The sequence below is a fragment of the Desulfocicer vacuolatum DSM 3385 genome (assembly GCF_900176365.1).
In the GTDB taxonomy this organism is placed as follows: Bacteria; Desulfobacterota; Desulfobacteria; order Desulfobacterales; family Desulfobacteraceae; genus Desulfocicer; species Desulfocicer vacuolatum.
Window position 1 is genome coordinate 130,745 of the sequence record NZ_FWXY01000008.1, and the last position, 13,037, is coordinate 143,781.

The following is a 13,037-nucleotide window of genomic DNA, read 5'->3' on the forward strand; positions in this document are numbered from 1 at the left end:
ATCCACATTAGTCAGTTAAGACTTAGGATAGTCAACTTGGGCCTTTACAAGCCCATTCTGAATCTCTGATTCAGGAGAGGCGGTTGACTTACGAGCTACAGGAAAGCATGGAACACCCCGCTCTGTTCCGGGCCCACTCCGGTCTTTTTTCAGCAAAGTGTTCTTTTTCCGGCTGTTCATCATAGGGATGACGCATCACCTCCAAAAGCTCCTTTACCATGCCATGCTCCCCGGCCTCGGCCTTATCAATGGCCAATTGGGCAAGATAATTGCGAAGAACATATTTGGGATTGACCCGGTTCATGGCTTCCCGCCTTTTATCAGAAGGGATACCGTCCTTTGTAAGCCTTACACCATAACGCTTCAACCAGGCAATCATTTTCTCTTTGTAGGCCGGGGTGAGTTCTTCCGGAGTATAATACGCCTCCATAAGCGGTGCCATGGAAGTATCATCCCTGCCGGAAAATTCTGCCCCATCAGGTATATTCACCACTGCAAGGTTCCGGAAAAAAAGGGTCATATCCGTCTCCACCAGGGGCAAAAGATCCAGAAGATCAGAGATCAAATCTTCATCCGTCTCTTTTTCATATTTTTCAAAGCCAAGCTTCCGGGCCATCATCTGCTGCCAGCCGTGGGTGTAAACATCTACATAAACATCCATGGATTCCTGGAGCGGTTCAACCTCCCCGATAAGGGGATAGATGGCATTGGCAAGTTGAACCAGATTCCAATGGGCAATGCCGGACTGATTACCAAAACAATAGCGCCGTCCCGAAGCATCAGTTGTGTTGGGGGTCCAGGCAGGATCATAGTTTTCCAGCCAGCCATAGGGCCCATAATCAATGGTCAACCCCAGGATGGACATGTTATCGGTGTTCATCACCCCATGGACAAATCCCACCCGCATCCAGTGAATCACCATTTCTGCGGTGGTGCGGCACACCTGCCGTATCCATTGAAGATAGGTCTCCTTTGAGGGGATACCCAAATGGGGAAAATCTGTTTTAATGGTGTAATCCACCAGTTGTTGCAGTAACGCCAATTCATTACGCACCGCCAAAATCTGAAAATTACCAAATCGGATAAAGGATGGCGCCATGCGGCACACCACAGCCCCTGGTTCCTCTTTGGGATGTCCGTCATAAAACATATCCCGCACCACCTGCTCCCCGGTGGTGACAAGACTCAATGCCCGGGTGGTGGGAACCCCCAGATGAAACATGGCCTCACTGCACAAAAATTCCCGGATGGAGGATCGAAGCACAGCCAGTCCATCGGCGGTGCGCGAATAAGGGGTCAGCCCGGCCCCTTTAAGCTGCAACACCCATCTATGGCCCTGCCGGTTGATCACCTCCCCCAGATTAATGGCCCGGCCATCCCCCAACTGCCCTACCCAGTTGCCAAACTGATGTCCCCCATAACACATGGCAAAGGGGTCCATACCCAAAAGTTGTTCATTACCGGAAAACACCCGGGTAAATTGAGGCGTAAGGCAATCAGATTCGGACAGACCAATAAGGGCAGCCGCCTCCCGGGAGTGGACCACAAGGCCGGGGACAGACACAGATACGGGGGGTACCCGGGAATAGCAGGCACCGGTTACCCGGCGTGGCTGACGGTGGGTGAGCGCATCTCCCGGTAATTCCCGGACAAAACTGTTATCAAAGGTCAAGGTATTCATATCTTCGCGGCCTCTTTTCCCATTTTTTTTATATGAAATAATCCGCAAACCGGGGGTATATTTCAAGTTTTGTTGTGGGCGGAACCGGGTCAAAATAAGGTCCGCCCGTGGCGGTTATATGATTTCCTCTCCAAATCCCATTAAAATCAGGCATGACTTTTTAAGTTGCTTGGTGTGTCATCGCCTATGCAACTAAATGATTAAGGCCTATAATAGATATATACATCTATTATAGGCCTCTTTTACATCGTGGCAAGTTTTTTAAAAATTTGATCTTTTTGACTGTGCCTTAATACGGATAACAATTCTAATACTGAATTAGAATCTGGACTGTTACATTGCGATTTATTTTCTTTTCATTCCCTGTAAAATAATTCTAAACGCAATCTTTAATGTTGATTTTACAAAATCCTTTTGATCATTTAACAAGTGTTTGGAGTTCACCCAAAGCACCACTCCGGCATAGGATCCCCAAACAATATCCGCCAGGGCCATGGGGCATTCATTTATATACACCCCGGCCTCAATCCCCTCCTTAATAGTAGAGACAACTGAACCATAGGCCAACGCTGAATATTTTTTCAGCTGTTGCATGACTTCATCGGAAAGATGATGCAGGGCCTCTCCTGATTGGAGATGGAAAAGATTAATCAGGATATTGGGATCATGATCATAAACATCCATAAAGAGATCAAAATAACGCTCTGTTTTTTCCTCCACCGGAATTGCACAACCTACAATATCTTTAATCTTTGATGAAAATCGTTTCAAAACGGCAATGGACAAAAAGGTATAAAGCTCTTCCTTGTTTTTAAAATGCAAATAAAGCGTGCCTGGACTCAACTTTGCCTGGGAAGTGATCTCCTCCACCGTCGCGCGGTTAAACCCTTTTTGCGAAAACACTTTTCGTGCCGCTTTAATTATCGCTTGTCTGCTGTTTCGTTTTCCCTGATGTTTACGTTCAGTTATACCCATGAATAGCTCTTTCTATTTTAAGGATGCTCCCAAAATCTACTTGGGAAACAGCGGTGGGAAGCTCTCCCTTAAATTAATTTTATTACATTTCCCCTAAAATCTGTTCAACCAGTTTAAATTTTTGTACTTTACCACTGGCGGTTGTCGGGTACTCCCTGGTAAAAACAAAGCGGGTTGGAATTTTATGGAAAGCTATTTTATTTTTGCAATAAGCTTTTAACTCTTTTTCCGAAATAAATTTATGTGGGGGCAGTTTAACAAATGCATGCACTTGTTCTCCATATTTTTCATCAGGAACACCCACAACATGGACATCCATGATATCAGGATGGGTCAAAAGAAAGGTTTCAATCTCAACCGGATATATATTCTCCCCTCCTCTTATAATAACCTCTTTTACTCTGCCGGTGATGATACAATACCCCTGTTCATCCAATCGGCCCAGATCTCCGGTATGCAGCCACCCTGAATCGTCAATTGCTGTTCGGGTGGCTTCGGGCTTTTTATAATATCCCTTCATTACATTATCCCCCCGCACACACAATTCTCCCTGTGAACCACTTGGAACTTCGCCACCAGATGGCTTTACAACCTTGACTTCCACACCGGGCAGGGGACGCCCCACAGTTTCAAAACGTTTTTCAATGGAATCCTTCCGATTTGTGGCGGTAATTGCAGGTGAACTCTCTGTCTGGCCATAGGCGATACTTAGCTCAGGAATACCCATCAGCGTCTCAATCTGCTGCATTAAATTCGGAGTAACTGTGGCACCTGCAATAATGCCGGTTCTAAGACTGCTTGTGTCATACTTTTTCGTTGTCATGGCCTCTATTTCTGCAAGAAACATGGTTGAAACGCCATGCAGGACAGTGCATTGCAGTTCTTGTACCGTTTCCAGAACCTCCCGGGGAGAAAAAGAGGGAATGGGACACAAGGTTGATCCAGATACCAAACTGGTTAGAATACCGGCCACACATCCGAAACAATGAAAAAACGGAACCGGCACACACACCCTGTCACTGTTTGATAACTCCAGGTTATCGGCAAGGCTGTGGGCATTGCCAATAATATTTTTGTGCGACAGCATAACCCCTTTGGGTGATCCTGTGGTCCCGGATGTATAAAGGATGTTTACAACATCTTCCGGGAAAACTGAATCTTGACGTATTTTTAACGCTTCATCCTTTATCTGCCCACCCTGCCGGATCAGCTTTTTCCACGTAACCATTCCAGGGTAATCTTCATTATCCAAAAGAACAATATTTTTTAACCTGGGAAAAAGACGAGAATTTAATTTGCCGGGTGAACTTGTTTTTAACTCCGGACAGAGATTTTCTATGATTTTAAGATATTCATCATCCTCCCTTACCCCACCAACCATGACAAGGGTTGTTGCATCCGATTGCCTTACGAGATACTCCATTTCAAAACATCTAAGGCTCGTGTTAACGGTTACAACAACGCCTCCTGCTTTGGCAATGGCGAATTTGGCATATATCCATTCAGGAATATTGTTGGCCCACACGGCAACATGATCGCCTTTTTTAATTCCCAATGACATGAATCCCTTTGCAGCATCATTGGATATTTTTTGAACTTGTCCATAAGTCTGATTTACATTTGATTCTTGATAATTCAAAAAGGGTCTGTCGCCAAATTGATCCGCAACAATATCAAGCAATTGCCCAATATTGACGCTATTTTTATCATACCGGGGTAGCTGCATGGAGTAATATCCTTTTGCATGAATATATTTTATTTAAATCAAATTTCGGTATTGACAGCACTTTGACAGGTCAAACTCGGGTCATTGAAATTTCTGTCGTTTTGCCCGGGGCATCGTCAAACACACAAGGAGATACTTTTTGCCTCGTTCATTTCTCCTCATCCATATGCTCTTCGTTTTTTAATAAACACAGAAGAGTTAAAGACCTCCAAAGGAATTTTCAGAAATTTGTATGGCTGCATCATCGCTTGAGAGAATGACGTCCATTTTTCCCCGGGACACCGGAAGTACGGAATTAATAAAAAACTGGGCACTGCGTATTTGTCCGGTATAAAAATCTGTATCTTTTCGTTTTGTACCGTTTTCCAACTTTTCAACGGCAATGTTTGCCCGCCACAACAGCATCCAGGCCATCACGACATCACCTGTAACATCCAGAAAGGAATAAGCATGTGCAAAGGCTGTAAGTGCTTTATCGGATCTGCTCATGGCACCAATGTGCCCAATGGTCTTTTCCAACTTCAGAATGGTCTTTTGCATTTCCTGGGATAAATCATTAAGCACTTTATGAGCCTTAGCCGTTTCAATAATTTCCTTTATTTTACTTATAAGCCCCTTAAATACTTCTCCTTTACCCAGGTGCAATTTTCTTCCAAGAAGATCCATGGCCTGAATTCCGTTTGTTCCTTCATATATCTGGGTAATTTTTGAGTCTCGCAGGAGTTGTTCCTGGAGATACTCTTTTGTATACCCATATCCGCCATATATCTGCACCCCATGGGCACACATTTCAAAGGCTCTGTCCGTTACATATCCCTTTGCAACGGGGATCAAAAGATCAATGTATCCCTGATACATTGATTTCTCATCGGCATCATTGCTCAGATGAATACGGTCTTCGCAAAAAGCAATAAAATATAAAAGACTCCGCATTCCTTCTGTATAGGATTTCATGGTCAGCAGCATGCGTTTAACATCAGGATGTTGAATAATGGGAACCGCAGGTGCATCTTTTGCCGAGGCAAGAAGAGGTTTTCCCTGAACACGTTCTTTTGCATAGTTCAATGCATTCATAAATGAGGTGGATGCACAGCCAAGCCCCTGTAAACCCACATCCAGACGTGCCTCATTCATCATCACGAACATGGCACGCATTCCTTTGTTTTCCTGACCCAGCAAAACCCCTTTGCACATGCCTTTACTTCCAAGGGCCATGGAGCAGGTGGGACTTCCATGAAGCCCCATTTTTTCTTCAAGACCGGTGCATACAATGTCATTGGGTTCCCCAAGGGTTCCATCTTCATTTACCCAGATCTTGGGAACAATGAATAAAGATATACCGGCGGTGCCTTCGGGTGCACCTTCAATGCGGGCCAGAACCGGATGAATAATGTTTTCCGTCAAGTCACTGTCACCACTTGAAATAAAAATTTTATTTCCGGTGATGGAATAGGTACCATCATCATTTTTAACCGCTTTGGTGGTAAGTGCCCCAACATCTGATCCGGCTTCAGACTCAGTCAGAAGCATGGAGCCTCCCCATTGGCCGCTATACATCTTTTCCAGAAAAAGATTTTTCTGGGCATCTGTACCGTAATGTTCAATGAGTTTGGCTGCACCGTGAACAAGAATGATGGCCATCATAAAGGGGAAGTTTGCACCATAAAAATAACTATTCACAGCAAGGGACAATGTCATGGGCATGCCCTGGCCGCCCCACTCAGGATCGTCATACATGGCGATCCACTCCCCTTCCCTGAAAAGCTTATAAACTTTATGAAAACATTCCGGAACCTTGACCTCACCTTTTTCAAGCCTGCAACCCTCTTCATCACTGACTTTCAACGTGGGCAGCATCTCTTTAATGGCAAGATTGCGCGCCTCGGACAGGATCAGGTTAATTGTTTTTTTGTCAAATTCTTCGAATTCTTCATATTTACTCAAATAATCCAATTGCAATTGTTCATGAAGAACAAATTCAATATCCCTTCTATCTGCTATTAACTGTGCCATAAATATTCCTTCCTATGCTCAGTATCTTTTTAAAATACAAGTTTGGTTTTGACTTAAATCACTTGAACCGGGGAGCAGGTATCTGTGGTGAAGCTTTGCCCGTGACAATTTTTTTATATAAAAAGGGGGAACTCCAACTACCCTCAGCAGAGCCCCCCCGAGGGGTAATAGGAACCGGCCAATCGAGCTGTCTACAGTTCCGGGCCGGGACCATTACCCGTCGGGGGGGCGGTATAATACCATTTTCAATATTCGTTGTGTCCACCAGGACATGCCCGTTTATATGAAAATCGTAAGTTCTCAAAAAGTTCGGGTATTTAGAGATCTGCTTTGAATATCACCCAGTGTTTTAAAGGCTAAACAGGTTGTATAACCCCGGGTTATTGAGAACTTACTGAAAATCCAGCCAAAGGATTGTAATAATTAGAGTTTTATTTTTCGTTGTGGCAGGCCAAACCCCAATATGATCTGCCCATGGCAGTTATAAAAAATTTATCAGATCTCCCAAGAAGAGATTTTATCTGAATTAAATTTCTCAGGCACCTTGAAATCCCCAGAGGCAACGGCAATGTTCACAAGACGTTTGGTCTCTTCCATGCCCAACTCATTCATCAGGGTAAAGGGTCCTTTGGGCCAGGCAAGGGAGGTACGAATTCCCAGTTCAAAATCCTTTACAGAAACCACATCTTTTTCAACAAGATGAGTGGAAATGGCAAAAATACCGCCCAGCAGACGATCCTGTACTGCTTGTCTTTTTTCCGGATCTTCCAGAACGGGACCATCTTCCAGATTCCAGGGCTGCTTGCTGTTGAACTGTGTGGCCAGGGATGCAGGCAGGGCGGGATAACCGGTGTCAGAATCACCAAGATACTCAACCATGGAACCTGCTGCATGGTAACAGGTGCCAAGTCCTGATCCATTTTGAACCCACATGATGCCAAATCGTAATCCAAGGGCTTTTTGAGAAATATCTTCCAGGGTTGCGCAATTGTATTGATCTCCCTGGAAGGCATCAAGAATCATGTAACTTGATATGAATACCGGATTGATGGCAAAACCGGGAAAATCTTTCACGGTAATGGGCACCTTTCGATTCTTTTCCGCAAATGCCATGAGGGCGTTATAGGTATCGTCACTGGTTGCTTTTTGCCTGATAACCTCCACAAGCTTGTTGATATTGGCAGGAAAAAAATAATGCAGGCCTGCGGTTCTGCCGGGATTGGAAATGCCTTCCATTAATTTTTCAATTAAAAATGTGGAGGTGTTGCTCACCAAAATGGTGTCTTTTCGGCAGGCTGCATCCAGATCTTTGAAAATCTGCTTTTTAAGATCCATACTTTCCACTGCAGCTTCAATGACAAGGTCACATGGTGCAAGATCGTTGTAATTACTTGTGCCTGAAATATTCTGGGTAACGGCATCCATATCTTCCTGGGTCATTTTACCCTTTGCAACCCTTTTATTTAAGGATTTAAGGACCCATTGATCGTACATGGATTTTACCAGTTCATCGTTGAGTTCCTTATAAATAACCTTATAACCTGAAGATGCTGCATTAAGACCAATGGCTGCGCCCATTACACCAAATCCCACAACACCTATCGTTTTAATTTCCGTCATTTCAAATTCTCCTTAAAAAAATATTTATTTTTTATTTGACAAATTCAGGCTTTCTTTTTTGCAAAAAAGCATTTACCCCTTCTTTGGATGCGTCAATGCATGACATATCCCCGGAACCCTGGTAATTAATTTCCAGGGCAGCTTCCAAACTGTCACAAGCCGATGCCTCATTAATAACTCCGGCCACAATGCCCAGCGCTTGTTTGCTTAAAAGCAATTTTCCGGCCATGGGTTTTTCCGAAACAATAAATTCAGGAATGGAAACAGGGGCATCGCTGATACGGGGAATTGCCCCCTGGAGACGATTTACTTCGGCAATGGCAGCTGCTATGGTTTCAGAGTAGCCACTGGTGATCTGCTGCACCATTCCTATTGCTTTTGCTTCATCAACGCTCAATCTCCTGGCCTGACCGATCATGGCATTAAATTTTTCTGCGGCATGGGGCCATTTTCTATAGGGAATCACGGCGCCACCCATACCGGGCAGAATTCCCAGGGTGATTTCCGGTAACTGAAAAAAGGCTTTCTTGTCCGCCACCAGGCTGTGGCAGCGAATGGCAAGTTCCACACCGCCACCCATGGCAAGGCCGTTTATGGCCGCCACCACCGGTTTTTCCATTTTATCCATGAAATGAAGCACCTTGGAATTGCCCCTGGCAAGGGCCACGCCCGCATCTTTATTATCAAATGTAGCGATGAAGCCGCCAATATCAGCACCGGCACAAAAGGCTTTGTTACCGTAACCGGTGATGATGAATCCTTTTACTGAAGGATCATCCGTTCCTTTTTTAAGTTCTTTTAAAATTTCGTCACATGTGCCGATTCCCAGAGCATTGACCGCCTGGGGTCTTCTGATTGTGATGATTCTCACACCATCTTTATCGTCAACCAGGATATCACGGTAAAAATCCAGATATTGGGCAATGTCGGTTTTTGGCCGGGGAAACCCGGGACGTTCTTTTTCAAAGGCATCGGCAATGCGTGCCACCTCTTTTTCACCCATATCTGCCATGATATCAAAAACCCCTCTTTTAAAACCAAGGGCCATGAGACTGCCCAGATTGAGGTCTGATTTTGTTCCGATATTTCTATCGGCGATGTCAAAGCACTGGGAAAAAACCATGCCCATCATCCGGTCACGAATCCAGGATTTAAGATCCGACGGGACATCTGTTTTTGTACCGGGTTTTGCCGTATTCCACTGTCCCACAGAACGCAGGAGGGGCGATGGGACATAGGCTGCGCGTTCAGCGGTTCTTCGCACCTGGGATTCGTAGGTCAGGGGATTGCCCCCTGTCATGTTCAATACAAAAAAAGGACCGGCTCCCACAAATTCCTCTGTCACCGAATCCACCTGAAAACTGGTGGCACGGTCCAGAAGATAAGTGGCTTCACTGCTCCAATTTTCAAATATACGATTCAGCATAAAGGAGAAAACATTGTCTGTGACAACCGGAACCTTACCTGTGCCGGCAAAAAACCAGAGCAGATGATCAAGGACATCGCGATCTGCCCCCTCCCAGTTAATAACTTCCACAGCCATGCTTCGCCATGCCGGAGAAAAAAAATGGGTGACTGTGCTTCTTTCCGGATGTTTAAGAGTTTTGAATATCTGGTCTGCGGGTATGGAGCTTGTATTGGAGGTCAGGATGGTTTCTGGGGAGACAATTCCCTCAAGGGTATCAAAAATCTTTTTTTTAAGATCAAGGTTTTCCGTGGCAGCTTCTATGATCAATTGGCAATTGGAAAGTTTTTCATAATCATTTGTATAAACAATATTACCAAGGATCACATCTGCTTTTTCCCTGGTCATAAGCCTTCGATCAACACCTTTTTGAGCATACCCTTGAAATCTTTTTTCAGCTTTTTTAAGCTGCTCTTCCGCAACATCCACCAGAAAGAGTTTTTTATGGGGCAAAGCAGTTCTAAGATAATAGGCAATATCCGGTCCAATATTTCCAGCGCCAATAACTGCCATTTCTTCGGGCATGGGTCTGCTGGATTCAATTAGAAAAGGGTTGTGATATGAATCGTAAAGTTTTCTGGTTTCCGACATGAATTTTTCCCTCACTATGGAGTCCCTATGAAACAAGGAAATATTTAAGGAACTCGGCAGTTTTTGATTACCATTTAACCAAGACAATACTTGGAAAATATGACGCCCTAAGTTATCTCTTTCCAAAAAACTTCAAGGGAGTTCTTAGCTAAACAGGAGGTAATATTTACGATTTCATCCTGAATTACCGAACAATATTCACCATTGCCCCGATAATCCAGGATGAATCTGTCATTGAATAATAACAAGTGGCAGCAAAAAAGATCAGTTCACTTTAACAATAAGAGCCGCACCGGTATCACCGGCGGCACATCCGGCAAGCAGGCCATATCCACCACCGAGTATCACCAGTTCCTCAATAAGTTCCACCAGAAGACGCATGGTTGTGGAGCCCTGGGGATGACCGAAAATCATGGAACTGCCGTAATTATTAAAAATCTTGTCGTCAACTCCAAGCAGTTTGGACATTGCCAAATCGTTGACGCTGAAGGGGTTATGGGTTTTTACGGCAGCAAGATCGCTTACCTTGATACCTGCATTTTCCATTGCCATTTTGGCCGCAGGGGTGGGGGCCGCAGGCATGTGGGCTTTTTTGGTACGTGCATAGCCATAGGAAAGGATCTGAATTTCAACAGCATTATCAGCTGAAAAATCCCTTGCTCTTTCCCTGGAGGTTACAACCATACCCGCATTACCGTCAGCAGGATGGGTCTGGGCACCAAAGGTAAGGATACAATCCGGTTGGGTTTTAAGGCGGGCAAGCCCTTCCGGGGTGCTTGGCATAATGCCTTCATCGCCTTCAACCAGTATACTTTTCTTTTTTGAAATTTTTATTTCCACAGGAATCATATATCTTTTCTGAAATGCCCGATCATCGGCAAGGGCGTCAAGATATTTATTATAGCGATTCACTGCCAGAGCATCTGATTGTTCACGGGTAAATCCATGCTCTTTGGCCACGTTTTCCGCCGTCTGAACCGGACTGGTATCGGCACAGGGATCCCATGCAAAACTGTCAAGCATCCAGCTCTCAAAGTATGGCCGTCCTCCGGGGCCCTGGGGATTTGGCCATATGAGATTGGCGCAATTGGATGTGCGGTCTGTGGTGGCCACAAGAAGATTTTTATGGCTGCCAAGTTCAATGCAGCCTGCGGCATAGTTCATGGAAACGGTGGACGTTGCACAGGCCTGGGCAATTCTTGGACCACTGATGTCAGGATTTCCAATCTGGGTTGCAAAATTAGGAGCATCGTAAAACCACTCTCGCTGGGGAATGGTGGAACCAAAAACAATGCCATCAAAATGTTCAGCTTTATATCCTCTTAATTCAAAAAACTTCTTTGTTGTGGCTGCGGCCAGATCCACAGCATTTTCATTTTGAAAAGATCCCTGCCATTTTGAAAACGGTGAACTCCAGTATCCTTTGTATGGTACAAAAACATTTTTAAACATGATGTGCTCCTTTTTCAAATTAAACTGAAATTTACTCAGTCAATGATGTTTTTTCCTTTAAGAGAATTGACTTCTTCCTCACTATAACCCAGTAATTCTTTCATGATTGTTGATGTATCCTGTCCCAGGCGGGGTGCTCCGCGCCATGCATTTCCCGGGGTCTGGGAAAATTTGGGGACGAATCCAAAAGCTTCAACTTCCCGATCCAGGGTTTGATCGTGGTATTTCACAAAATTCTTTCTGTCATGCCAATGGGGGTCTTCGTAGATTTCCTTTATATTTCTGACAATCCCCACTGGAATTTTATATTTGTTCATATGCTCCTGGGCCTCCTGGGCCGGACGCGCTGCAAACCATTTGTTTGTTTCCTCGTATAATTCCTTACCTTTATCGGACCAGACCGCTTCAAAGGAATTTCCTGCCTCTTCCCATTTAAAATACTCAGGATCCAACCCCAGGCCTTCTATGGCGCGATAGTAAACCGATTTACCAAAAGCGCCGATAAAGCACCAACGGCCGTCGCCAGCTTGATGCAAGGACGCCGGTTGGAAAATAGGCACCCGGTTTCCAGCCCTTTTTTTCAAAACACCGGCTTCAATGTGGCTGATCCATTGATCGTCCAGCACCCGGGCAAAGGCTTCCACCTGCGCCATATCCACTTCCTGTCCCATGCCGCCGTTCAGTACATTGATATATGCCGCGCAAATACCTCCAAACAGAAATGTTGCGGTCAGATAGTCGTTAACAAAGGAAGCGGCATATCGCGGCGGCTCCGGTTCCGGATCTCCGTTAATGGACATGAAACCGCTCTCGGCCTGCCCGATGGGGTCATAGGAAGGACGGTCACAGGTTTCCTCATTTCCACCGAACTGCGGTCTGCCGAACCCGCTTGAATGACCGATGATCAACTTGGGATTGACTTCCCATAGATCTTTCAACTCAATTCCAAGTTTTTTTAACCACACCATATTTTCCAGCCAGACATCCACCTGCTTGATCAGGCAGAAAAAGATCTCTTTGGCTTCTGGGATACTCATATTGGTATTCAATGTGAAACTCATGCGGTTTCTGGCGCCCTGGGCCCAGGCCGCACTGGTTTGGCCCTCGCCGTCTTCCTTGAAAAGCTGTGGAGATTGATACCGATAGGCATCACCGATTTTTGGGAATTCGATCTGGATCAATTCGGCACCAAAATCAGCAAGTAGTTGAGCTGCAAAGGGTGCTGCCACCACTGTCCCGCTCAAAAGGACTCTCATTCCTGTAAGAGGACCAAACTTTGGCGCAAAATGTGGTGCAGGTATTCGGGATAATTTTTCCCACCGATTCATTTTCATTCTCCTTTCACTGAGTTATTTATGGTCTGCCCCGCAGGCTACCGTAATAAACACTAAGCCATATTTGTTGAGTGCGAAGTAATTGACAAAGGATCCTCTGAATACCGGATTACGAAATAGATAAATCGCAGGGAAGTATTCATTGGATTCATGACCGGCTCTAACCTCCTGTGGTTTTCG

General features: G+C 45.0%; 8 protein-coding genes. All 8 read right to left on the reverse strand.

Features of this window, described 5'->3' with window-relative positions; all coding sequences use genetic code 11:
- Nucleotides 1-88 precede the first annotated feature (88 nt).
- Nucleotides 89-1,681, reverse strand: coding sequence for a protein adenylyltransferase SelO (locus B9A32_RS09210; protein WP_084068734.1), 1,593 nt, complete (start codon nt 1,679-1,681; stop codon nt 89-91).
- Nucleotides 1,682-2,026: 345 nt separating this feature from the next.
- Complete coding sequence (locus tag B9A32_RS09215) at nt 2,027-2,656, reverse strand: TetR/AcrR family transcriptional regulator (RefSeq protein WP_084068617.1); 630 nt, start codon at nt 2,654-2,656, stop codon at nt 2,027-2,029.
- A gap of 82 nt (nt 2,657-2,738) precedes the next feature.
- A complete protein-coding gene (locus B9A32_RS09220) occupies nt 2,739-4,382 on the reverse strand; it encodes an AMP-binding protein (protein ID WP_084068619.1) in 1,644 nt (547 codons plus the stop codon).
- Between the two features lie 198 nt (nt 4,383-4,580).
- Nucleotides 4,581-6,395 (reverse strand): acyl-CoA dehydrogenase, encoded by a 1,815-nt coding sequence (locus tag B9A32_RS09225; RefSeq protein ID WP_084068621.1) that lies wholly within the window; start codon nt 6,393-6,395, stop codon nt 4,581-4,583.
- 495 nt (nt 6,396-6,890) lie between these two features.
- Nucleotides 6,891-8,015 carry a 3-hydroxyacyl-CoA dehydrogenase family protein gene (locus tag B9A32_RS09230; protein ID WP_084068623.1) on the reverse strand — a complete coding sequence of 375 codons (1,125 nt, stop codon included), beginning with the start codon at nt 8,013-8,015 and terminating at the stop codon, nt 6,891-6,893.
- Nucleotides 8,016-8,046: 31 nt separating this feature from the next.
- Nucleotides 8,047-10,071 (reverse strand): 3-hydroxyacyl-CoA dehydrogenase/enoyl-CoA hydratase family protein, encoded by a 2,025-nt coding sequence (locus B9A32_RS09235; RefSeq protein WP_084068625.1) that lies wholly within the window; start codon nt 10,069-10,071, stop codon nt 8,047-8,049.
- Nucleotides 10,072-10,335: 264 nt separating this feature from the next.
- A complete protein-coding gene (locus B9A32_RS09240) occupies nt 10,336-11,523 on the reverse strand; it encodes a thiolase family protein (protein ID WP_084068627.1) in 1,188 nt (395 codons plus the stop codon).
- Between the two features lie 35 nt (nt 11,524-11,558).
- The gene (locus B9A32_RS09245; RefSeq protein ID WP_332308500.1) at nt 11,559-12,857 is read right to left on the reverse strand and encodes a CaiB/BaiF CoA transferase family protein; all 1,299 of its coding nucleotides are present in this window, start codon (nt 12,855-12,857) and stop codon (nt 11,559-11,561) included.
- Nucleotides 12,858-13,037 lie beyond the last annotated feature (180 nt).

Excerpts from the sequence above, each read along its gene's own strand:
- B9A32_RS09210 (WP_084068734.1), bottom strand. The coding sequence starts at position 1,681 with ATGAATACCTTGACCTTTGATAACAGTTTTGTCCGGGAATTACCGGGA.
- B9A32_RS09215 (WP_084068617.1), bottom strand. The coding sequence starts at position 2,656 with ATGGGTATAACTGAACGTAAACATCAGGGAAAACGAAACAGCAGACAA.
- B9A32_RS09220 (WP_084068619.1), bottom strand. The coding sequence starts at position 4,382 with ATGCAGCTACCCCGGTATGATAAAAATAGCGTCAATATTGGGCAATTG.
- B9A32_RS09225 (WP_084068621.1), bottom strand. The coding sequence starts at position 6,395 with ATGGCACAGTTAATAGCAGATAGAAGGGATATTGAATTTGTTCTTCAT.
- B9A32_RS09230 (WP_084068623.1), bottom strand. The coding sequence starts at position 8,015 with ATGACGGAAATTAAAACGATAGGTGTTGTGGGATTTGGTGTAATGGGC.
- B9A32_RS09235 (WP_084068625.1), bottom strand. The coding sequence starts at position 10,071 with ATGTCGGAAACCAGAAAACTTTACGATTCATATCACAACCCTTTTCTA.
- B9A32_RS09240 (WP_084068627.1), bottom strand. The coding sequence starts at position 11,523 with ATGTTTAAAAATGTTTTTGTACCATACAAAGGATACTGGAGTTCACCG.
- B9A32_RS09245 (WP_332308500.1), bottom strand. The coding sequence starts at position 12,857 with ATGAAAATGAATCGGTGGGAAAAATTATCCCGAATACCTGCACCACAT.